The 21,962-nt window shown below is 57.5% G+C and carries 22 protein-coding genes, 2 pseudogenes and 1 riboswitch; of the genes and pseudogenes, 7 read left to right on the forward strand and 17 right to left on the reverse strand.

What is annotated here, in order from left to right:
* Window positions 1–55: 55 nt before the first annotated feature.
* The 6 genes and pseudogenes from Q3H59_RS14090 to moaA all read right to left on the reverse strand — a co-directional run bounded on the left by Q3H59_RS14090 (window position 56) and on the right by moaA (window position 3,933).
* Window positions 56–1,150: a DUF1615 domain-containing protein gene (locus Q3H59_RS14090; protein WP_309835443.1), complete on the reverse strand. Its 1,095-nt coding sequence runs from the start codon at window positions 1,148–1,150 to the stop codon at window positions 56–58.
* Between the two features lie 81 nt (window positions 1,151–1,231).
* Window positions 1,232–1,684 carry a molybdopterin synthase catalytic subunit MoaE gene (gene moaE / locus Q3H59_RS14095; protein ID WP_280172881.1) on the reverse strand — a complete coding sequence of 151 codons (453 nt, stop codon included), beginning with the start codon at window positions 1,682–1,684 and terminating at the stop codon, window positions 1,232–1,234.
* 2 nt (window positions 1,685–1,686) lie between these two features.
* Window positions 1,687–1,932 carry a molybdopterin synthase sulfur carrier subunit gene (gene moaD, locus Q3H59_RS14100; protein WP_101763175.1) on the reverse strand — a complete coding sequence of 82 codons (246 nt, stop codon included), beginning with the start codon at window positions 1,930–1,932 and terminating at the stop codon, window positions 1,687–1,689.
* Window positions 1,925–2,410: a cyclic pyranopterin monophosphate synthase MoaC gene (moaC, locus tag Q3H59_RS14105; protein ID WP_101763176.1), complete on the reverse strand. Its 486-nt coding sequence runs from the start codon at window positions 2,408–2,410 to the stop codon at window positions 1,925–1,927. The genes moaD and moaC overlap by 8 nt, the downstream gene beginning before the upstream one ends.
* 2 nt (window positions 2,411–2,412) lie before the next feature.
* A pseudogene (gene moaB, locus Q3H59_RS14110) lies at window positions 2,413–2,929 on the reverse strand (molybdenum cofactor biosynthesis protein B).
* Between the two features lie 17 nt (window positions 2,930–2,946).
* Complete coding sequence (gene moaA, locus Q3H59_RS14115) at window positions 2,947–3,933, reverse strand: GTP 3',8-cyclase MoaA (RefSeq protein ID WP_110865767.1); 987 nt, start codon at window positions 3,931–3,933, stop codon at window positions 2,947–2,949.
* Window positions 3,923–4,058: riboswitch (molybdenum cofactor riboswitch) on the reverse strand. Its footprint overlaps the gene before it by 11 nt.
* 195 nt (window positions 4,059–4,253) lie before the next feature.
* Between moaA and yvcK the strand changes: the two genes are divergently transcribed.
* Window positions 4,254–5,156, forward strand: a complete 903-nt coding sequence (gene yvcK, locus Q3H59_RS14120) for a uridine diphosphate-N-acetylglucosamine-binding protein YvcK (RefSeq protein ID WP_309835447.1) — start codon at window positions 4,254–4,256, stop codon at window positions 5,154–5,156.
* 86 nt (window positions 5,157–5,242) lie between these two features.
* On the opposite strand, the gene uvrB is transcribed toward yvcK, so the two are convergent.
* Window positions 5,243–7,264, reverse strand: a complete 2,022-nt coding sequence (uvrB, locus tag Q3H59_RS14125; RefSeq protein ID WP_101763180.1) for an excinuclease ABC subunit UvrB — start codon at window positions 7,262–7,264, stop codon at window positions 5,243–5,245.
* A gap of 901 nt (window positions 7,265–8,165) precedes the next feature.
* Between uvrB and Q3H59_RS14130 the strand changes: the two genes are divergently transcribed.
* Window positions 8,166–8,882 carry an ABC transporter ATP-binding protein gene (locus tag Q3H59_RS14130; RefSeq protein ID WP_110865765.1) on the forward strand — a complete coding sequence of 239 codons (717 nt, stop codon included), beginning with the start codon at window positions 8,166–8,168 and terminating at the stop codon, window positions 8,880–8,882.
* Window positions 8,883–8,921: 39 nt separating this feature from the next.
* Here the strand turns inward: Q3H59_RS14130 and bioD are convergent, their stop codons facing one another.
* The 4 genes and pseudogenes from bioD to bioB form a co-directional block, all read right to left on the reverse strand.
* Window positions 8,922–9,593, reverse strand: a complete 672-nt coding sequence (bioD, locus tag Q3H59_RS14135; protein ID WP_309835450.1) for a dethiobiotin synthase — start codon at window positions 9,591–9,593, stop codon at window positions 8,922–8,924.
* Window positions 9,590–10,345: a malonyl-ACP O-methyltransferase BioC gene (bioC, locus tag Q3H59_RS14140; protein WP_309835452.1), complete on the reverse strand. Its 756-nt coding sequence runs from the start codon at window positions 10,343–10,345 to the stop codon at window positions 9,590–9,592. Before bioC ends, bioD begins: the two co-directional genes overlap by 4 nt.
* A pseudogene (gene bioF / locus Q3H59_RS14145) lies at window positions 10,329–11,481 on the reverse strand (8-amino-7-oxononanoate synthase). The gene bioC and the pseudogene bioF overlap by 17 nt, the downstream one beginning before the upstream one ends.
* On the reverse strand, window positions 11,482–12,513 hold the full coding sequence (bioB, locus tag Q3H59_RS14150) for a biotin synthase BioB (RefSeq protein ID WP_192236606.1): 1,032 nt from the start codon (window positions 12,511–12,513) through the stop codon (window positions 11,482–11,484).
* Between the two features lie 88 nt (window positions 12,514–12,601).
* Here bioB and bioA point away from each other — a divergent pair, with 88 nt between their 5' ends.
* Both bioA and Q3H59_RS14160 read left to right on the forward strand, forming a co-directional pair.
* Window positions 12,602–13,897, forward strand: coding sequence for an adenosylmethionine--8-amino-7-oxononanoate transaminase (gene bioA, locus Q3H59_RS14155; protein WP_309835455.1), 1,296 nt, complete (start codon window positions 12,602–12,604; stop codon window positions 13,895–13,897).
* A 30-nt stretch (window positions 13,898–13,927) separates the two neighbouring features.
* Window positions 13,928–14,404 carry a kinase inhibitor gene (locus Q3H59_RS14160; protein ID WP_101763187.1) on the forward strand — a complete coding sequence of 159 codons (477 nt, stop codon included), beginning with the start codon at window positions 13,928–13,930 and terminating at the stop codon, window positions 14,402–14,404.
* Window positions 14,405–14,464: 60 nt separating this feature from the next.
* Here Q3H59_RS14160 and pgl read toward each other — a convergent pair whose 3' ends face one another.
* Window positions 14,465–15,460 carry a 6-phosphogluconolactonase gene (gene pgl, locus Q3H59_RS14165; RefSeq protein ID WP_309835457.1) on the reverse strand — a complete coding sequence of 332 codons (996 nt, stop codon included), beginning with the start codon at window positions 15,458–15,460 and terminating at the stop codon, window positions 14,465–14,467.
* A gap of 148 nt (window positions 15,461–15,608) precedes the next feature.
* On the opposite strand from pgl, the gene Q3H59_RS14170 reads away from it, so the two are divergent.
* Window positions 15,609–16,427 carry a pyridoxal phosphatase gene (locus tag Q3H59_RS14170; RefSeq protein ID WP_176971421.1) on the forward strand — a complete coding sequence of 273 codons (819 nt, stop codon included), beginning with the start codon at window positions 15,609–15,611 and terminating at the stop codon, window positions 16,425–16,427.
* A gap of 62 nt (window positions 16,428–16,489) precedes the next feature.
* Here the strand turns inward: Q3H59_RS14170 and modC are convergent, their stop codons facing one another.
* The 4 genes from modC to Q3H59_RS14190 form a co-directional block, all read right to left on the reverse strand.
* Window positions 16,490–17,548: a molybdenum ABC transporter ATP-binding protein ModC gene (modC, locus tag Q3H59_RS14175; RefSeq protein ID WP_280172594.1), complete on the reverse strand. Its 1,059-nt coding sequence runs from the start codon at window positions 17,546–17,548 to the stop codon at window positions 16,490–16,492.
* Window positions 17,548–18,240 (reverse strand): molybdate ABC transporter permease subunit, encoded by a 693-nt coding sequence (gene modB / locus Q3H59_RS14180; protein ID WP_176971419.1) that lies wholly within the window; start codon window positions 18,238–18,240, stop codon window positions 17,548–17,550. The genes modC and modB overlap by 1 nt, the downstream gene beginning before the upstream one ends.
* Window positions 18,237–19,010, reverse strand: coding sequence for a molybdate ABC transporter substrate-binding protein (gene modA / locus Q3H59_RS14185; RefSeq protein ID WP_309835461.1), 774 nt, complete (start codon window positions 19,008–19,010; stop codon window positions 18,237–18,239). Before modA ends, modB begins: the two co-directional genes overlap by 4 nt.
* Before the next feature lie 128 nt (window positions 19,011–19,138).
* A complete protein-coding gene (locus tag Q3H59_RS14190) occupies window positions 19,139–19,297 on the reverse strand; it encodes an AcrZ family multidrug efflux pump-associated protein (protein ID WP_007890616.1) in 159 nt (52 codons plus the stop codon).
* 118 nt (window positions 19,298–19,415) lie between these two features.
* Here Q3H59_RS14190 and modE point away from each other — a divergent pair, with 118 nt between their 5' ends.
* Together modE and modF are read left to right on the forward strand one after the other, a co-directional pair.
* On the forward strand, window positions 19,416–20,198 hold the full coding sequence (modE, locus tag Q3H59_RS14195) for a molybdenum-dependent transcriptional regulator (protein WP_101763193.1): 783 nt from the start codon (window positions 19,416–19,418) through the stop codon (window positions 20,196–20,198).
* A gap of 76 nt (window positions 20,199–20,274) precedes the next feature.
* Window positions 20,275–21,747, forward strand: coding sequence for a molybdate ABC transporter ATP-binding protein ModF (gene modF / locus Q3H59_RS14200; protein WP_192414199.1), 1,473 nt, complete (start codon window positions 20,275–20,277; stop codon window positions 21,745–21,747).
* Here modF and Q3H59_RS14205 read toward each other — a convergent pair whose 3' ends face one another.
* Entirely contained in the window at window positions 21,748–21,948 is a 201-nt protein-coding gene (locus Q3H59_RS14205) for a hypothetical protein (protein WP_309835468.1), read from the reverse strand. It abuts the gene before it with no gap.
* Window positions 21,949–21,962 lie beyond the last annotated feature (14 nt).

Here is a 21,962-nt window from a genome sequence, read left to right on the forward strand (position 1 = left end):
TCATTAGCGGTTACGTTAACATACTCTGTAAGTGTGGAGTGTACACCCGTTTGCGTCAACGGCGCGTCAAGCACTGTTGATAGCGGCCATTTACGCGCTGAGCAAACCACGCGGTGGTGAGATTGCGGGTGATTTTCGGGCTCTCCAGCTTTATGCCCGGCAGCATTTCGCGCGGCAGACGTTTTCCGGCCATCTTATCGGCGAGGATAAAGGTCTGCTTCCACAGCGTGCTGTTAGCAAAATCTTCAGTGTCGCCCTTCTCCAGATCGCGGCGGATTTCGCGATTGCTCATATCCAGCTGCTTGCTCAGGCTGCGCACCGCCAGTTCGGTGGAACCGGCCTGATCGCTGCCATAGACGATGAGGTCGCCGTCCAGTGCCAGCTTGATGCCGCTGGCGCGCGCGATGGCCGCCTGAAATGCGGCGTTGCGGCTGGCGTACCAACCGGCGTTGAAGTCGGCAAAGCGATACAGCGGCTGGCTGTAATCGGCCGGGTAGCCAAGCAGATGCAGCGTGCCGAAGTAGATACCACCGCGACGAGTGAAGACTTCACGACGAATCGAGCCGTCAACCGCATACGGATAGCCTTTGGCGTGCGCTTCCGCAAACGCAATGCTGACCTGCATCGGCCCGCCGGTATGAATTGGGTTGAGGTTGCCGAACAGCTTCTGCCCCATCGGCACCATATCGATGAAATCATCAAAAATGGCGCTCAGCTCTTTCTCGCTGCGTACCTTATCCAGACGCGCGGCATAGCTTTCGCCATTCGGTGATTTGATCAGCAGTGCGGTGCGCACCAGAAATGCCGGCACATGCACTTTGGCAGCGCGGCGATCAATCTCGCCCCAGGCGATTTTCGGTAAACCCGGCACCACCGCATCGGCGCTGAAGTTAGACTCCTGATCGGTGACGGCAATCACCGCGCAGAGGTTGCTGACGCTGACATCAATTTGCTGCACGCGGAACGCGGTATAGATATCGTCGGCCCAGGCGGATTTCTGTTTCACGTCGCTGGGCAACAACTGCTGGATTTGGCTTTTTACATCGGCGGGCTGACGCGCGGGCGCCTGCGGCTCTTTTTTCGTGCTACAACCGGCCAGCACCAGCGCAGCCAGCAAAGCTGCGCCTTTAATCATCTTGCTCGTGTTCATCCTGCTCCCTGACGCCAATAAAAAACCGTACCTTAACGTTTTCAGTGGCCTGCCGCTATCGGAGCGGGAGGATTTTGCGCGCTAGCTCCAGCGCTCAGCGGCCTGATGATCGCTATCACGGGCATCAACCCAGCGGTCGCCTGCGGCGGTGGCTTCACGCTTCCAGAACGGCGCGCGGGTTTTCAGGTAATCCATGATGAACTCGGTGGCGGCGAATGCGCTGCCGCGATGCGCGCTGCTGACGCCCACAAACACGATCTCATCGCCGGGAAACAGTTCGCCAACGCGATGGATCACCGTAACCTGCTGCAGCGCCCAGCGCTGACGCGCGTCTTCTACGATCTCCCCCAGCGCTTTTTCCGTCATGCCGGGATAGTGCTCCAGCGTCAAGGCCGCCACGCTGGCACCGAGATTGTGATTGCGCACTTTGCCGGTGAAGGTGACGACCGCGCCGTCGCTGTCATGGGCGGCGAGTTTTTCGTACTCTTCGCCGACGTTGAACGGCTCTGAACCCACACGAATCCGCGTTTCCATCATCAGCCTCCGGTAACCGGCGGGAAAAAGGCCACTTCATCACCCGCACGCAGCGGATGACTCATCGGCACCAGCGTTTGGTTTACCGCCGCCAGCAGCTTGCCGGATTCCAGCGCCAGCGCCCAGCGATCGCCCTTTTCCGCTAACGCCGCGCGCAGCGTGGCGACATCGGCGTAGTCAGGCTGCAAATCCAGTGAAGCGGTGCCGGTTAATTCCCGCACCTGAGCAAAAAACAGCACCTTAATCATGGCTCACCGCCCTGAAGTCGCCGGATTTGCCGCCGCTTTTAGTCAGCAAACGCAGCTGGTCGATGACGATGTCTTTTTGCACCGCTTTGCACATGTCATAGATGGTCAGCGCTGCAACGGACGCCGCCGTCAACGCTTCCATCTCAACGCCGGTTTTACCGGTGAGACGACAGAGTGAGGTGACGCGCACGCGATTATGCTGCGGTTCCGCCAGCAAGGTAACTTCCACCTTGCTCAGCATCAGCGGATGACAGAGCGGAATCAGTTCCCAGGTGCGTTTCGCCGCCTGAATACCGGCGATGCGTGCGGTGGCGAACACGTCGCCTTTGTGATGGCTGCCGTCAATAATCATCTGCAGCGTTTCGGCGCTCATCAGCACCAGCGCTTCGGCCTGCGCTTCGCGCACCGTTTCGGTTTTACCTGAGACATCCACCATGTGGGCTTCGCCAGCGGCATTGATATGAGTTAACGATGACATACTTACAACTTCTTCAAATGTGAGACGAAATTACACGGACGCGTACGCGCATCCAGCTGATCTTCGATAATGCGTTCCCAGGCGCTGCGGCAGGCGTTGGTCGATCCCGGCACGGCAAAAATCAGTGTCTGATTGGCTAATCCAGCCACCGCGCGTGACTGCAGCGTTGAGCTGCCGATCTCTTCATAGGAGATCATGCGGAACAGCTCGCCAAAGCCTTCGATTTCGCGGTCCAGTAGCGGCAGCAACGCTTCTGGCGTGCTGTTTTTGCTATTGAAACCGGTGCCGCCGTTAACGATCACCACTTGCACATCGTCGCTGGCAATCCAGCGCGATACCGTGGCGCGAATGCGATAGCGGTTATCTGGCACAATCGCGCGATCAACCACCTGATGCCCGGCTTCCGCCAGCGCTTCACGCAGATAATCGCCCGATGTGTCATTGCTGGCATCGCGGCTATCCGAGACGGTCATTCACCGCCACATTTAAGGCGACAAATTCGCCGGAAGGTTTACCCATGGCCGTAACTCCTGTGTTTAGCCACCAATAAAGGAGAGATTTTGCGTGATGCCGGTATTGCCCTGATGCAGGAAATGCGTCTGCTTTTTCTGTCCAAGGCTGTGCGCAATGCGCGCCTGCAACTCGTCTTGCTGATCGTCAGAGGCCAGCAGATCGCGCAGCGACACGCCGCCGTCACCAAACAGGCACAGATGCAGATTGCCCAGCGCCGAGACGCGCAGGCGGTTGCAGCTGGCACAGAAATCTTTCTCGTACGGCATGATCAGGCCGACTTCGCCCTGATAATCGGGATGACGGAACACCTGCGCCGGACCGTCGCTGCGGCCGCGCGGCTGGCGTTGCCAGCCTTGCAGGATCAGCTGGTCGCGGATCACTTCACCGGAGATGTGATGACGGCGGAACAGATCGCTGCCTTCGCCGGTTTCCATTAGTTCGATAAAGCGCAGTTGAATCGGTCGCAGGCGCAGCCACTCAAGGAAGGTGCTGAGGCTGTGGCTGTTCACATCGCGCATCAGCACGCTGTTGACTTTCACTTTCTCGAAACCGGCATCAAAGGCGGCGTCGATTCCCGCCATCACCTCGGCAAATTTGTCCTGGCCAGTAATGGCGTGAAACTGGCGTGCGTCGAGGCTATCGACGCTGACGTTGATATGGGTGAGACCGGCAGCGCGCCAGGCATGTACGTCACGCGCCATGCGATAACCGTTGGTGGTCATCGCGATCTGGCGAATGGCGGCGTTTTCACGCACTGCAGCGATGATGTCGGTAAAATCACGCCGCATGGAGGGTTCGCCGCCCGTCAGGCGCACTTTTTCCGTGCCCGCCGCCGCAAAGGCACGCGTCACGCGACGAATCTCATCCAGCGAGAGAAAACTTTTATTGTGCGTACCGTTCGGCTTATAGCCGTTCGGCAAACAGTAGGTACAACGGAAGTTACACACATCCGTGACCGACAGGCGCAGATAGTAAAAGCTGCGCGCATAGGCATCTGTAAATTGTGGCACCTGAACACCTTTCCAAAGTCGGGAGATGCAGTCATTTCTTTCTGCACCCTGGCAGCTCAAGGCTGCGGCCTGGCTTCCATATCGATAACGACTTAGGAAACCAGGCTTGGGAGTTTGTTGTCATTATGGACAACACGGTTAAAACGAATGGTAGCGCGATTAACGGTTAGCATCCATGAGTGATTTTCGCTATATATCTTGATGCATAACGTTTTTTCACCGCATTTTCGCGACAGGATACGGTAAAATGCACCACAGATATTGATGCACATCAGTTCAACTACGCCTCAACGCGAGGACGTCAGTGACAAAGGAGAAACATGAATCGAACCCTGGCAGATTTGGATCGCGTAGTGGCATTAGGTGGCGGACACGGTTTGGGTCGCGTGATGTCGGCGCTGGCACCGTTAGGTTCGCGCCTGACCGGCATCGTCACCACCACCGATAACGGCGGATCCACCGGCCGCATTCGCCGCTCGGAAGGCGGCATTGCGTGGGGCGATATGCGTAACTGCATCAATCAGTTGATCACCGAACCGAGCGTCGCCACCGCGATGTTTGAGTATCGCTTCACCGGCAATGGCGAGCTGTCCGGGCATAATCTGGGCAACCTGATGCTGAAGGCGCTTGATCATCTCAGCGTGCGCCCGCTGGAAGCCATCAACATCATCCGCAATCTGCTCAAGGTCGATGCGTTTCTGATCCCGATGTCGGAACAGCCGGTCGATCTGGTGGCGCAGGATGGCGAAGGCAATATGGTGTACGGCGAAACGGCAATTGATGAGATGAAGCAGCCGCCCCAAGAGTTGATGTTACATCCGAATGTATTGCCAACCCGTGAAGCCATCGAGGCGATTGGCGAAGCGGATTTGATTCTGATTGGCCCAGGCAGCTTCTACACCAGCCTGATGCCGATTCTGCTGATGGAAGAGATGGCGCGCGCGCTGCGCCGTACGCCTGCCACCATGGTGTTTATCGGCAATCTGGGCCGCGAACTGAGCCCAGCGGCGGCTAGCCTGAATGTGGCCGACAAGTTGGCGATTATGGAGAAAGCGATTGGCAAGCGGGTGATTGATGCGGTGGTGGTGAGTCCGGCCGCCGATATTCGCGGCGTGGAAGAGCGTTTAATTATTCGCGAACCGCTGGAGGCCGCCGACATCAAATATCGCCATGACCGCCAGCTGCTGCGCATCGCGCTGGAACACGCGATTCAGGCCGTTTAATTTCCAGGCGCGCATGAATGCGCACCCTACGAAAACCACGCTGAATTCCTGTAGGGTCGTCATTCATGGCGACCTGGATACCACGATCACGAAGCCGCAATAAACAGCTCGCGCAATTGATGTAACTGATCGCGCACGCTGGCAGCCTCTTCAAACTCCAGATTCTGCGCGTGCTGCTGCATCTGCCCTTCCAGCTCGTGAATCTTCTTCTGCATCGCCTGCGGCGTAAGCGCCATATAGTTGGCTTCCGCTTCTGCTGCGGTGCGTGAGGCGGTTTTGCCTTTACCGCGCGTTTTCACTACGTTTTTGCCGAGCTCAAGAATATCGGTGATCTTCTTGTTGAGCCCTTGCGGCGTAATGCCATTCTCTTCGTTGTATTTCTGCTGCTTCTCTCGACGACGCTCGGTTTCGCCCATCGCGCGCTCCATCGACGGCGTGATTTTATCGGCGTAGAGAATCGCCCGGCCATTGATGTTACGCGCGGCGCGACCAATGGTCTGTATCAGCGAACGCTCCGAACGCAGGAAGCCCTCTTTATCAGCATCAAGAATCGCCACCAGCGACACTTCCGGCATATCCAGACCTTCTCGCAGCAAGTTGATGCCAACCAGCACATCAAATTCGCCAAGACGTAAATCGCGGATGATCTCCATACGTTCCACAGTATCGATATCCGAGTGCAGATAGCGCACCTTCTCGCCGTGCTCCACCAGGTATTCGGTAAGATCTTCCGCCATACGCTTGGTCAGCACAGTCACCAGCACGCGCTCGTTAATCTCAACACGCTTGCGGATTTCCGACAGCAAATCGTCAACCTGCGTCGCCACCGGCCGTACTTCCAGAATCGGATCCAGCAGGCCGGTTGGACGCACCAGCTGATCGATCACTTCGCCACCCGATTTTTCCAGCTCGTAATTGCCCGGCGTGGCCGACACGTAAATGGTTTGCGGAGCGGCTGCTTCAAACTCTTCAAACTTCATCGGACGGTTATCCAGCGCCGACGGCAGGCGGAAACCGTACTCCACCAGCGTCTCTTTACGCGCGCGGTCACCACGATACATGCCGCCAATCTGCGGAATGGTGACGTGCGATTCGTCGACCACCAGCAAGCCATCCGCCGGTAAATAGTCGAACAAGGTCGGCGGCGGCTCGCCCGGTCCGCGCCCGGAGAGATAGCGCGAGTAGTTTTCGATGCCGGAGCAGTAACCCAACTCGTTCATCATCTCGAGATCGAACTGCGTACGCTGGGAAATACGCTGCTCTTCCAGCAACTTATTGTTCTCCAGCAGCACTTTGCGGCGCACCACCAGCTCATCTTTGATCTCTTCCATCGCCTTAAGAATGCGCTCACGCGGCGTCACATAGTGCGTTTTCGGATAGACGGTAAAGCGCGGGATCACCGAATCAATCTGCCCGGTGAGCGGATCAAACAGCGACAGCCGCTCAACTTCTTCATCAAACAGCTCAATACGCAGCGCAATGTCGTCCGATTCCGCCGGGAACACATCAATCACTTCGCCGCGCACGCGGAAGGTGCCGCGCTGGAAGGCCTGATCGTTGCGGCTGTACTGCAGCTCCGCCAGACGACGCAAAATGCTGCGCTGATCGATAATCATGCCGCGCGTCAGATGCAGCATCATTTTCAGGTAGAGATCGGGATCGCCCAAACCGTAGATCGCCGAAACCGAGGCCACGACGATGACATCACGGCGCTCCAGCAGCGCTTTGGTCGCCGACAGACGCATCTGCTCAATGTGCTCATTCACCGAGGCATCTTTTTCGATAAAGGTGTCAGAACTCGGCACATAGGCTTCAGGCTGATAGTAATCGTAATATGAGACGAAAAACTCCACCGCGTTATCCGGGAAGAACTCCTTCATCTCCCCGTAGAGCTGCGCCGCCAGGGTTTTATTTGGCGCCAGCACCATCGTCGGGCGGTTGAGGTCGGCAATCACATTCGCCACGGTAAAGGTTTTACCTGAGCCGGTCACGCCCAACAGCGTTTGATGCGCGAGTCCATCTTCCAGTCCCTCTTCGAGACGGCGAATCGCCTCAGGTTGATCCCCTGAAGGCTTGAAAGCGGAGTTGAGTTTAAAGACTTTGCTCATGTTTTAGCGGTTCCAGCAGATGAAGTCGGCGGGCAGGCTGCTAATTCTACTCTGCTATGGCGAATTTGCCAGAAAAAAATACTGGACATAATCACAGTAACCTTGCACGATAATGGCACCTGACGGCGATTCTCTTCAGTGCAATTTAAGCGGCAGGCGGCAAGTTGTTGTTGCGCAATGTTATCCCCAGGCGGAGGATGCTTTTAACATTTGTCAATAGAGTGTCATTAAATTGCAGTCCGATGACAAGGCAGATAATTCGCATGCTTGATTTTAACTAACCTGCTGTTTTAATTCACTTTGACTCAAAAGCCCAGTTTCTCATCATAATGTAGGAAGGCCGCGAATTTACTCGCTTCCACACGGTTTTCAGTCGCTAATGCACAAGGTTATCCACAGTAATGGTGGATAAGTGAATCCAGCCCCGAGCCCATCAGCTGTGTATAATTTTCTCCCGCCCATTCTTAAGCGTGAAAAAAAAATTTTTCGCATTTATTTTTCCCGCCGTGCGTGTCGCATTACCCCCCTTTTTCCGGCTTTACCTTCCCGTGCCCGGCGAAAAGTCAGGCGTTAAGGCCATTTATTTCTCCGGTTATTGCCTTACGAACGATCAAATGCACCAGAAACGTTAAGCAGTCAGCACCGTCAAAGTGCAGTCGGTTTATCACCGCTGGCAATTGTTAAGCGTTTCTCAACTTTTAGCCGCTGATTTGTCAGGTTTCCGCCGTAGATGCGCCTGAATTCCTAAACTGGCCTGGGAATTGCAGTGTTAGCACTATGGAGTGACGAGTCCATATCGGCGCTTGCCGACGACAGCGGTGTCCATCAATCGTGCACGACTGTATGCCAGACGACACAGAGCGGGAGCATTCAGGCTAATAATCTGGAAGGAGTATGTCAGATGCTGAGTTTACGTTCGGTGAATCAGTTTTACGGTCAAAATCACATTCTGTGGGATGTCGATCTCGATCTGCCGCCGGGCACCTGTACCGGCGTGCTGGGCAGTCCCGGCATGGGCAAAACCACGTTGGTGAACTGCATTATGGGCCGCCTGCCAATTAACAGTGGCTCAATGACCTGGCAGGAAGATGGCGCGCCGCCGGAAGATTTACTGTTGCAACCGGCCGAACTGCGCGCGCGCACCGGCATTGGTTATGTGCCGCAAGGAAGGCATATTTTCTCGCAAATGAGCGTGGAGGACAACCTGCTGATCGCCCTGATGGCGGCACAGGACGATCGTAGCCGTGCCATTCCGGAAATGGTGTTTGACCTGTTCCCGGCACTCTATTCATTGCGCCATCAGCGCAGCGGCGAGTTGCCAATGGAACAGCAACAACATTTGGCCCTGGCGCGTGCGCTGGTGCTGCAACCCAAGCTGGTGATTCTGGATGAGCCGACAGAAGGGATGTCGCCGTGGCTGGAAGAGGAGATGGGCAATCTGATTCGTCGGTTAAACCGTGAGTATGGTTTAACCATTCTGCTGCTTGAGCAGCACGTCTCGTTTGTCCGCCGCGTCGCCGATTATTTCCTGCTGCTGCATCGCGGACGCAATGTGGCGCACGGCAAAGTGGCGCAGCTGGATGATTTGACGGTGAATAAGTGGCTGACCGCAAGGTGAAGATGTAGCCAGGTCGCCGTGAATGGCGACCCGGGTTATTTATTGCGGCAACGTCAAATAACGCCCGCACTCGGCCTGCTGCGCCTCATCGCGCAGGTGCGGAATCTCACCGAGGAACGGCGCATCAATGCGCTGACGCAGCGTAGCCATATACTCCTGATGGCGTTTGCCCGGCGGCTGAATATCATTGGCAATCCAGCCCGCAAGGCGCAATCCGCGCGCTTTAACCGCTTCGGCGGTGAGCATGGCATGATTGATGCAGCCTAACTTCACACCCACCACCAGAATCACCGGCAGCTGCTCGGCTTCCACCCAATCGGCGTAAGTTTTCGTCTCCGACAGCGGCGTAAACCACCCGCCTGCGCCTTCGACTAACACCCATTCTGCCTGCTGCTCCAGCGCGCGCAAGCCCGCTGACAGCGTGGCAAAGCTAATCGGCCTGCCCTCTTCCGCGCTGATGATATGCGGCGAGGTCGGCTCGACAAACGCCAGCGGGTTCACCTGCTCGTAGCTTAACGACAAGGTGCTGTAGCGCTGCAACGCCAGCGCGTCGCTGTTGCGAATGCCTTGCGGCGTGATTTCGCAGCCGGATGCCACCGGCTTATAGCCTGCGGTGCGTAAACCGGCGGCGCTTGCCGCCTGCAGCAGCGCGCCGCTGGCCACGGTTTTGCCCACTTCGGTATCGGTTCCGGTAATAAACCAGCGTGTCATTTGCTTAAAACTCCATACATCAGGTGATAACTCAGGCGATAACCGGACTCGTCCTGCGGCCAGCGCTGCTCAAGCTGTGCCAGTTGGGAACGCGTTAGCACGCTGGCGCCGCGACCATCGTGCAGGTGCGTGGCCCCAATGCCTTTCAGCGATCGCATAGCGCTGAGCGCACTGGGAAAATGCAGGGTGATAACCTGCTGCTGCGCAGCGATCGGCAGCGTCGCGGTGGCCGCATGAAACTGGGCAGCGCTGAGGAAACGGTTGGCGTGCCGGCGACCATCCCGCTGCGCCCACGCGTGATGCACTTCGTGCAGCGAACCGTCGAGCAGCGTGGAAAACAGCACCGTGCCGCCCGGCCGCGTGACGCGCAAAAACTGCAGCAGCGCAGTATGCAAGTCGCTGCTCCACTGCACCGCCAGATTGCTCCACACGCCGTCAACGCTGGCGTCCGGCAGCGGTACCGCATCGATATCGCCCAACAGATAGTGCTGCGCCGATTGCTGATCGCGCGCGGTTTGCAGCATGTTGGGCGACAGATCGAGCGCCGTCAGCGTGCGCCCGCGATCGCGCCAGTAGCGGCTATACCAGCCGGTACCGCACCCGGCATCCAGCAGGTGCGGACCAAAACCAGCGGGCGCCAGCGCCAGCAGCGCATCGCCGCTCAGCCGCTGTAACTGCGCGTGTTGCTCGTAATGGGCAGCCGCACGACCAAAAGCCTGCGCCACGGCCTGTTTGTTAACCTGCAGCGTCATACAGCGCCTCCAGCAAACGATCAATGTCATCGGTGTGATGTGCAGCGGTAAGCGTGATGCGTAGCCGCGCGGTGCCCGGCGGCACGGTTGGTGGCCGAATCGCACTGACCCAACAGCCGGCCTGCGCCAGCCGCTGCGACAACGCCATTGCCGCGCTGTTTTCGCCAACGATCAGCGGCTGGATGGCGCTCGCAGAATCGACCAGCTGCCACGGCAAATCCGCCGCAGCGGCGCGGAAACGCGCAATGTGGCTGTGCAGTTTTTCGCGCAGCGCATCACCTTGCTGAATCTGCCTCAGTGCCGCCAGCAGCGCATAGCACTGCGCCGGTGGCATCGCGGTGGAGTAGATCAGATGGCGGGAAAACTGCTCGACGTAATCAGCGGTGGCGTCATCGCACAGCAGCGCCGCGCCGCTGACGCCAAACCCTTTGCCGAAGGTAACGATCAGCAGTTCCGGTTTGACCTGCTGATGCCAGCAGCTGCCGCGCCCTTGCGCGCCGGTCATGCCGATACCGTGCGCATCATCCACCAGCAGCCAGCCGTTGCCGCGCCGCGTCTCTGCGGCGATCTGTGTTAGCGGAGCGCTGTCGCCGTCCATGCTGAACACGCCTTCGGTCACCACCAGCGTGCCGCCTTCCGACGGCGTTGCCAGCAGCTTCGCCAGGCTTTCCGGCTGGTTATGGGCAAAACGGCGCAGGCTCGCCGGGCTGTGGCTGGCGGCATCCAGCAGTGAAGCGTGCGCCAGCTTATCGGCGAAGATGCGATCCTGCTTTTCCGCCAGCAGATGGATCACCGCCTGATTGGCGGCAAACCCCGAAATAAACAGCAGCGCGCGCGAATAGCCCAGCCAGTCCGCCAGCTCCGCTTCGAGCTGCGCATGGTGGCGGCTGTAGCCGGTCACATGCCCGGATGCACCCGCGCCAGCACCCGTCTCGGCCGCGCCCTGCTGCCACGCGGCAATTACCGCCGGATGCTGGCTCAAGCCAAGATAGTCGTTGCTGGAGAAGTGACGATAACGCTGACCCTCCAGCGTAATTTTCCCGCACGCTGTTGTGCTCAACGCGACGCCGTAAACGCCAGCCATCCGCGGCACGCCGCGCCGTCAGCGCCTCGTCGATACGTTGTGACCAGCCCATTTACACCGCCGCGTTGTAGAACTGCTCGGTATCCGCGTGCAGCAGCTGCTCGCTGAGCTGATGCTGCTGCTCATTGTCACCCGCCGTTGTCGCGGTGTGCTCCGGATTCAGGCCCAGTTTGCGGAACAGAATCAGATCCTTGTCCTCTTCCGGATTTGGCGTGGTAAGCAGTTTGCAGCCGTAGAAGATGGAGTTAGCGCCGGCCATAAAGCACATCGCCTGCGTTTGCTCGCTCATCTGCTCGCGTCCGGCAGAAAGACGCACATGCGACGAGGGCATCATGATGCGCGCCACCGCGATGGTGCGAATAAAGTCGAAGGGTTCAACATCGTCGTTATCGGCCAGCGGCGTGCCTTTGACCTTCACCAACATGTTGATCGGTACGCTTTCGGGCGGCGTCGGCAGATTCGCCAGCTGCACCAGCAAGCCCGCACGATCTTTCACCGTTTCACCCAGACCCACAATGCCGCCGGAACACACCTTGATGCCCGCGCCGCGCACTTTATCCAGCGTATCCAGACGTTCCTGATAGCTGCGCGTGGTGATGATGTTGCCGTAAAACTCTGGCGAGGTGTCGAGGTTGTGGTTGTAGAAATCCAGTCCCGCTTCGGCGAGGCGCTGCGCCTGGTCGCCATCCAGCGTGCCAAGCGTCATGCAGGTTTCCATGCCCATCGCTTTCACGCCTTGCACCATCTGCTGAAGGTAAGGCATGTCGCGCTCGTGCGGGTTTTTCCACGCGGCGCCCATACAGAAACGGCTCGATCCCGCCGCTTTGGCTTTGCGCGCCGACTCCAGCACCGCGTCCACTTCCATCAGACGTTCCGATTCCAGCCCGGTTTTGTAGCGCGCGCTCTGCGGACAGTATTTACAGTCTTCCGGACAGGCGCCGGTTTTGATTGATAGCAGCGTGCTGACCTGCACCTGGCGTGGATCGAAGTGTTGACGATGCACTTGCTGCGCTTCAAACATCAACTCAAGGAAAGGTTTATCGAAAAGTGCCTGAGCTTGTGTCAGTGTCCAGCGGTTTGCCATTGCTTACTCCAGAAAAAGGGGGTTCATCCCGACGATTAACGTGGTTATACTTGTAAACTAAATCTTTTTAAAATGGTTTACAACTCACATGTTCACTCAGGACGACCTCAACTTTGACCGCCAGCATATCTGGCATCCCTACACGTCGATGCGCGATCCCCTGCCCTGTTATCCGATTGTGGCGGCGCACGGCTGCCAGCTGCAGTTGGCCGACGGACGTGAACTGGTGGACGGCATGTCGTCGTGGTGGGCGGCAATCCACGGCTACAACCATCCGCGTCTCAATCAGGCGCTGCAGCAGCAAATGACGCAGATGTCGCATGTGATGTTTGGCGGCATCACCCATCCGGCGGCGGTGGAACTGAGCCGCCAGCTGGTTGCCATGACGCCTGAGGCGCTGGAGTGCGTGTTCCTCGCCGATTCGGGTTCAATCGCTGTCGAAGTGTCGATGAAAATGGCGCTGCAATACTGGCTGGGACGCAACCAAACGCGACAGAAATTCCTTACGCTGAAGCGCGGCTATCACGGTGATACCTTTGCCGCGATGTCGGTGTGCGATCCGGAAAATTCGATGCACAGCCTGTGGCGCGGCTATCTGCCGGAACATCTGTTCGCTAACGCGCCGCAGTGCGCTTTCGATGACGCGTGGAACGAGGCCGATTTCGCCGATTTTGCGCAGCTGGTGGAAATCCACCATCGGGAGATTGCGGCGGTGATTCTGGAGCCGATTGTGCAAGGCGCTGGCGGGATGCGTTTCTACCATCCGCGCTATCTGCAGCAGGTGCGCGAGCTGTGCGATCGCTACGGTTTGCTGCTGATTGCCGATGAGATCGCCACCGGATTTGGCCGCAGCGGCAAGCTATTTGCCTGCGACCATGCGGGTATCACGCCGGACATTCTCTGCCTGGGCAAAGCGCTGACCGGCGGCACCATGACGCTCTCCGCCACGCTGACCACGCGTGAAGTCGCCGACACCATTAGCCGCAGCGCAGCGGGCTGCTTTATGCACGGCCCTACTTTTATGGGCAATCCGCTGGCCTGCGCGGTGGCGGTGGAAAGTCTGAAGATGATCAATGAAGGCGGCTGGATAACGCAGGTGGCGCGCATCGAACAGCAGCTGCGCACCGAGCTGCTGCCGCTGCGCCGTCATCATGCAGTGGCCGATGCGCGCGTGCTGGGTGCGATTGGCGTGATCGAAACCCATCAGGCCGTGAACATGGCGGCGCTGCAGCACTTCTTCGTTGAACGCGGCGTGTGGATTCGTCCGTTTGGGCGCTTGATCTACCTGATGCCACCTTATCTGATTTCTGCCGCCGAACTGACGAAACTGACGCAAGCGGTCGGTGCGGCACTGGATGTTGCGGCGCATTTCCACCATGATTGAGGGTTCTGCACAACCATAAAAGGAGCGATCATGCGCGTAGTTAGCCAGGATTTTAACGACGGCGATAAGATGCCAGAGCGACACGTTTTCAATGGCATGGGTTACCAGGGCGACAATCTGTCACCGCATCTGGCGTGGGATGATGTACCGGCAGGCACAAAAAGCTTTGTTGTCACCTGCTACGATCCTGACGCGCCTACCGGTTCCGGCTGGTGGCATTGGGTGGTAGCGAACATTCCGGCTGACGTTACCGTGTTGCCGCAGGGTGCCGGTTCCGGCGTGGCGGACTTGCCGGAGAGCGCCATTCAGACGCGTACCGATTTTGGCCAAACCGGCTACGGCGGCGCAGCGCCACCGCAGGGCGAATCCCATCGCTACATCTTTACGGTGCATGCGCTGGATACGGATAAAATTGACGTGGATGAAGGCGCGAGCGGCGCGATGGTTGGCTTTAATGTGCATTTCCATGCGCTGGCCAGTGCGTCGATTACGGTGAAGTACGCGTAACAGTTCAGAATCGCGCTGTTAGGGAATATGCCTGCCTGTTTGATCAGGCAGGCATTTCACTTATCCCAACGAGTGGATAACCACCCACATTGGGCCTTGTCCTACCGCGTAACGCGCCAGCGGATTAAGCAGGCCGCGTTCCTGAATCTTATACACTTCGATGTGGTGCGATTTCTGTCCCGCCGCTACCAGATATTGACCGCTGTGATCAATATTGAAGCCGCGCGGCTGGGTTTCAGTTGGCTGGTAGCCTTCAATCGCCAGCACCGAGCCATCTTCACTGATGCTGAACACCGTAATGGTGCTGCTGGTACGGTCGCAGGCATAGAGGAAACGGCCATCCGGCGTGATGTGGATGTCCGCCGCCCAGCGCGTGTCGCTGAAATCTTTCGGCATCATATCAAGGCTCTGCACGCGCTCAACCTGGCCGTGCACATTTTTCAGCGCCCAGACATCCACGGTGCTATCCAACTCGTTCACCACGTAGCCATATGCGCCATTCGGATGGAAGGCCATGTGACGCGGACCGGCACCTTCAACGGTGGTGACCTGCGCTTGTTCACGCGGAGCCAGAGTGCCGTCTGCGTTCAACTGATACAGGCAGATGCGGTCCTGCTTCAGTGCCGGTACAAACAGCGTTTGGTTATTCAGATCGATATTGGCGGAGTGGCAACCGTCTAATCCGCTGATCACCTGAACTGGCGCTTGCGGCAAACCATCGCTGCCAATCGGGCTGATGCTGACGCAGGCATCGTTATACGAGCCGCAGAACAGATAATTGCCCTGACGATCGGTGGAGATGTGGGTTGCGCTGCCCGGCAGCGGTGCTTCACCGGCGAGGCTCAACGTGCCGTCGGCCGCAATGCGAAACGCCAGCACGCGAAAATTCGGACGCACACCGACATAGAGAAAATCTTTCTTCGGGCTCACCACCATCGGCTGCACCTGGCCGGCAACATCTGTTACCTGCAATAACGTCAGTGCGCCATCTTCCTGCAACTGCCAGGCATGAATCTGCTGGCTCTCGGGACTGGCGGTATACACGACTTGTTTCATGCGTTTTCCTTATTCGCTGCCTGATGAAAGGGATAACTGTAGCGCGTTTCATTTTGTCGCGCTGGATTCATTTGTGCCCTGTTTTTTGTCTCAGGGCCGTTGCCGGGTGTAGACTCAATGCTTTGCCAACTCCCGGACGGAAAGTGTAATGAGCTACCGCGTAATCGCCCTTGACCTCGACGGCACCCTGCTGACCCCGAACAAAACCATCTTGCCAGAATCCATCGAAGCGCTGGCCCGCGCGCAACAGGCGGGCGTGAAAGTGTTGATCGTCACCGGTCGCCACCACTGCGCTATCCACCCTTTTTATCAGGCACTTAAGCTGGATACACCCGCAATTTGCTGTAATGGCACCTATTTGTATGATTATCCCGCGAAACAGGTGCTGGCCGCCGATCCGCTGGATAAAAGCAAAGCTGCTCGGGTGATTGAGATGCTGGATGAAGAGAACATTCACGGTCTGCTGTATGTCGATGATGCGATGCTGTACCAAACGCCAACCGGCCATGTGACGCGTACGCTTAACTGGGCGCAATCGTTGCCGGAAGCGCAGCGTCCGCTGTTCCTGCAGGTGCCAAGCCTGGCGCAGGCGGCGATTGAGGCTGATTCGATCTGGAAATTCGCGCTGTCGCATCCCGACACGCGCGCGCTACAGCAGTTTGCCGAACGCACCGAAGCCGAACTCGGTCTGGCGTGTGAATGGTCGTGGCACGATCAGGTGGATATCGCCAAAGGCGGCAACAGCAAAGGCAAGCGTCTGGCGCAGTGGGTTGAGAGTCAGGGCTTTAGCATGCAAGACGTGCTGGCGTTTGGCGACAACTACAACGATCTCAGCATGCTGGAACAGGTGGGGTTGGGCGTGGCGATGGGCAATGCCGATGACGCCATCAAAGCGCGCGCCAAAAAGGTGATTGGCACCAATCTGGAGCCGGGCATCGCCGAAGTGATCTATCAAGAGGTTCTGTAACCGTAAGATGTAGCGGCGCAATTCATGGCGCGGATTTTTCTCACACCGCGCAATGAATCCATTTACGCTGCTATCGACACGCTCTTGATCTGCGCATACAGCCACTGATCCGGTCGGATGCCCAGCTCATCGCGCGCCCACGGCGAAATGCGCGCCCACAGTTCGCTGATGCCAATGCGCAGCTTCACTTCCACCTGATCGTCAATCTCCAGCAGTTCAACCACCTGCGCCGGCAATATATTGCGGATCGAGGTGTTATGCGGCGGCTGCAATGCCAGCGACACATCGGCTGAGGCGATGCGAATACGCAGCGGCGTTTTCAGCGGCTGATTCACCCGGCTCACCCAAATATGCTGATCGCCAAGCGACAGCGCGGTCATTGGGTAATCAGGATGCTGCTCCAGCACCTGCACGCGCAGCACGCTGGTGCGCTCGGCGAGCGGCAGCCACGGACGCATCGCCGAACTGCTCCACACTTTTTCCAGCGGGCCAAAGGCTTTCACCTGGCCCGCATCCAGCACCAGCACGTTATCCGCTAACTGCAGGATTTCATCGAGGCTGTGCGATACGTAAAGAATGGGAATATCGACCTGCTTCGCCAGCTTTTGCAGATAGGGCATCAGCTCACGTTTGCGCGGCAGATCAAGCGACGCCAGCGGCTCATCCATCAGCAGAATATCGGGCGCCGTCAGCAACGCGCGGCCTATCGCCACGCGCTGTTTTTCACCGCCCGAAAGCGACGCAGGAAAACGCGTCAGCAGCGATTCTAAACCCAGCAGCGCCACCAGCGCGTTGAACTGCGGCTTCATTGAGGCCGCCATGCCGTATTGCAGATTGCCGCGCACGCGATAATGTGGAAACAGCCGCGCGTCCTGAAACACATAGCCGATACGGCGCTTTTCCGGCGGCAAATTCACGCGCGTGGCCGAATCGAACAGCAGGCGATCGTTTAACTCAATACGCCCGCTCTGCGGCTGGGTTAATCCGCCAATCGCGTTAATCAACGAGGTTTTGCCCGCACCCGACACGCCGAAAATGGCGGTAATGCCGCTGGCGGGAATATTGACGTTAACGTCGAGCAGGTGCTCGCCCAACTGCTGAGAAAGTTGCAGATTGAGCATTATGCCGCTCCCAGCCGTTTACGGCCCCAGCGCGCCAGCAGCTCAGACGCCACCAGCGACATCAGCGCTAACGCTATCGCCACCGCACAGAGGCGCGCGGCGGTGCCTTCCGCGCCCGGCGTTTCAATCAGGGTAAACATCGCCGACGGAATGGTGCGCGTCTCGCCGGGAATGTTGGAGACAAACGTGATGGTGGCACCAAATTCGCCCAGCGAACGGGCAAAGGCCAGCACCGTGCCAACAATAATGCCCGGCAAGGTGAGCGGAAGCGTAATAGTGAAAAATACGCGCCAGCGCCCGGCACCCAGCGTGCGTGCGGCCAGCTCCAGTTTGGTATCCACCGCTTCCAGCGCAAGACGAATTGCACGCACCATCAGCGGAAACGCCATCACCGCCGAAGCGATTACCGCGCCGCGCCAGCTAAAGGCAAAGGTGAAACCGAACCAGTCATACAGCCATTCGCCGATAAAACCGCGCCGGCCTAAGGCGATCAGCAGCAGATAGCCGACCACCACCGGCGGCAGCACCAGCGGCAGGTGGACGATGCTGTCCAACAGGGTTTTGCCCGGAAAGCGGCAGCGCGCCAGAATCCAGGCCATCAGGATGCCAAACGGCAAGCTGCATATCACAGCTACACAGGACACTTTCAGGCTGAGAAAAACGGCCTGCCATTCGGGATCGCTCAATATCATTTCTTCGGCGTGAATCCATACTGTTTAAACACGGCAGCGGCATCCGGCCCCTGCAAATAGTTGTAGAAGGCTTCCACCGTTGCGTTCTGATGTTCTTTGACAATCGCCATCGGATATTCCACTGGCTTGTGGCTATCTTCCGGGAATCGTCCCACGACCTGCACTTTCTGGCTGGCTACCGCGTCCGAACCATACACGATGCCGTACGGCGTTTCGTTACGCTCAACCAATGCTAGCGCGGCGCGCACGTTGTTGGCTGGCGCCAGCTGCGGGGATAAAGCGTCCCACGCGCCGAGTTTTTGTAATGCTTCTTTGGCATAAATGCCGGCCGGCACGTGATCCGGATCGCCCACCGCCAGACGCTCGCCTTTCAGCAGGCTTTTCCAGTCGGTTTTGCTATCAAGTGTGACCGCTTTAGCCGCGTCGCTTTTCGGTGCAATCAGCACTAAATCGTTGCCAAGCAGCGTATAGCGCGTGCTGCTCACCACGCTGTTTTTTGCCACCACATCGTCCATCCACTGCTGATCGGCAGAGATGAACAGATCGGCCGGTGCGCCCTGATCGATCTGGCGCGCCAGCACCGAAGAAGAGGCAAAAGAGGATACCACTTCTACACCGCTTTTCTTCTGGTACTGCGTCGCAATGTCCTGCAGCGCATTGGTCAGCGATGCCGCTGCAAACACGGTGATTTTCTCTGCGGCCGCGGCATGACCGGCCAATGAAACGCTTAAAACGGTTGCAGCAGCCCAACGGTACTTGATGGTTCGCATTTGTTGCTCCTTGTTACGTTATATATTTGATAATACAACGTACGCGCAAATGCGTCATGAGCTTTATATCGGCAGGATTTTACGGAAGTTCAGAAACAAAACGCCCGCAGGAAGCGGGCGTTGAGAAATTAGTGTTGTGAGCTGTTGGCAGGACGATCGTCGCGGCGGCCAAATTTTGAGATGACGTTGAAAACTTCACCCAGGCCGTAAATCAAACCGAGCATAATCGCCATCACAATCGGCACCATGATGATAGCCACAGCCAGGCTTTTTAACAGTTCCAGCATGGAAACCTCACGCAGAAAATAAAAAAGTGATTGTAACGGTTAGCGAAAAAAACGCACTGCCCTTTTCGTGCTTTTACTTTTAAGCAGTAAACTGAGCGGATTAACCTAAGGAGCTGACATGCAGGCAGAACTTTCTCTCCATATTCGTCTTCAGCAAAAGCTGTTTGCCGATCCGCGTCGCATCGAATTACTGAAACGCGTGCAGCAAACCGGCTCCATCAGCCAGGGCGCGAAACTGGCGGGCATCAGTTATAAAAGTGCCTGGGATGCGATCAATGAGATGAATCAGCTGGCCGACAAAACGCTGGTGGATCGCGCCACCGGCGGTAAAGGCGGCGGCGGCGCGCAGCTGACGCGTTATGGCGAGCGGCTGATTCAGCTGTTCCAGTTGATGGAGCAGATCCAACAAAAGGCTTTCGATGTGCTGCAAAACGACAGCTTGCCGCTCGACAGTTTGCTGGCGGCGATTGCGCGTTTCTCGCTGCAAACCAGCGCGCGCAATCAGCTGTTTGGTACGGTGCTGGCCAGCGATCATCAGCAGGTGCAGCAGCACCTTGAGGTGCTGCTCGCCGATGGCGTAACGCGCCTGCAGGTGGCGATCACCGCACGCAGTGCCGAACGCTTGCAGCTCGACAGCGGCAAAGAGGTGCTGGTGCTGATTAAAGCACCGTGGATTCACGTCAGTCACGCTGCCGCCAGCAGCGACAATCAACTGGCTGCGCAGATCAGCGCAATTGAGCCCGGCGATCAGCTTAGCGAAGTATTGATGGCGTTGCCGAGTGGCGAAACGCTGTGCGCGACCGTCACCAATGAGGCGGTGAAACAGCAGAATCTGCAGGTTGGTGCCAGCGTCACCGCCAGTTTTAATGCCGAACACGCCATCATCGCCACACTGCTCTGAAATCCACGCCATGATTTGACTTCCCCTGCGTGGCTGGCTAAAACTGGACGACACGATGCATAAAACGGAATAGATCATGGCTTCATTGCAAATTTCGCAAGGTACGTTTCACCTTAGCGCTACTCGAGCACTGTCCCTTAACGATTTAACCCTCAACAGCGGCGAAAGCTGGGCGTTTGTCGGCGCCAACGGCAGCGGCAAGTCATCGCTGGCGCGCGCCCTATCCGGCGAGTTGCAGCCCGGTAAAGGCAGCGTGCAGCAGGATTTTCAGCGTCGTACGCGCCTATCGCTGGAGCAGCTACAGAAACTGGTCAGCGATGAGTGGGAACGTAATAACACCGATCTACTGAGTGAAGGCGAAGACGATACCGGTCGCACCGCCGCACAGATCATTCAGGATGAAGTGCAAGATGAGGCGCGCTGTCAGGCGCTGGCGCAGCAGTTTGGCATCACTTATCTGCTCGATCGTCGGTTCAAATATCTCTCCACCGGCGAGACGCGCAAAACGCTGTTGTGTCAGGCGCTAATGGCGCAGCCGGATCTGCTGATCCTCGATGAACCTTTCGATGGGCTGGATGTGGCGTCGCGCGCCAGCCTGGCGCAAACCCTCAACGATCTGCATCGAAGCGGTTTTAGCGTAGTGCTGGTGCTCAATCGCTTTGATGATATTCCCGATTTTGTCGAGAAGGTCGGCGTGTTGGCCGAATGCACGTTAACCCACGTAGGCGAACGGGGCGCGATTCTGGCCGAAGCGCTGGTGGCGCAGCTGGCGCACAGCGAGAAGCTTGCTGGCATGGCGCTGCCGCAGGCGGATCAACCCGATCAACTGCCGCAGCTGGCCGAAGATGCGCCGCGCGTGATGCTGCGCAACGGCGTGGTGTCGTACAACGACAAAGCGGTGATTGATGGCCTGAACTGGCAGGTTAATCCCGGTGAACACTGGCAGATTGTGGGGCCGAACGGCGCGGGTAAATCCACCCTGCTCAGTTTGGTAACCGGCGATCATCCGCAGGGTTACAGCAACGATTTGACGCTGTTTGGCATCCGACGCGGCAGCGGTGAAACCATCTGGGACATCAAGCAGCACATCGGTTACGTCAGCAGCAGCCTGCACCTCGATTATCGCGTCAGCTGTAATGTGCGCACCGTGGTGCTCTCCGGCTTCTTCGATTCGATTGGTCTGTATCAGGCGGTGTCCGATCGGCAAAAAGCGCTGGCGCGTCAGTGGCTGGCGCTGCTCGGTATGGATAATCAGCTGGCGGATGCGCCGTTCCACAGTTTGTCGTGGGGCCAGCAGCGGCTGGTGCTAATTGCGCGCGCGCTGGTGAAACATCCCACGCTACTCATTCTCGATGAGCCGTTGCAGGGGCTTGATCCGATTAACCGCCAGTTGGTGCGCCGCTTTGTTGATGTGCTGATTGGCGAAGGCCGTACGCAACTGCTGTTTGTCTCCCACCACGCCGAAGATGCGCCGCAGTGCATCACCCATCGCCTGAGTTTTGTCGCCCAGGAACAGGGTTACGGTTTCCTGCAAGAGTCGCTGCGTTAATTAGCGGTTGCCATAAGTGGCAATCCTACAAACATCTAACGTGCATAGCGCCATTGCCAAAATAATTCGAGCTGCGGCAAGCAGCAGCAGTTCGGAGTATGAAGGCAATGTAAGCGTTACCATTTCATCGCCTGGTAATTCAACAAACACACGCAACAACCCCACAAAATGAGAATCGTCACCTTGTGTAAACGATACCATTTATCCAGACTGGA

The sequence above is a fragment of the Pantoea sp. SORGH_AS_0659 genome (assembly GCF_031453915.1).
GTDB lineage: Bacteria > Pseudomonadota > Gammaproteobacteria > Enterobacterales > Enterobacteriaceae > Pantoea > Pantoea leporis.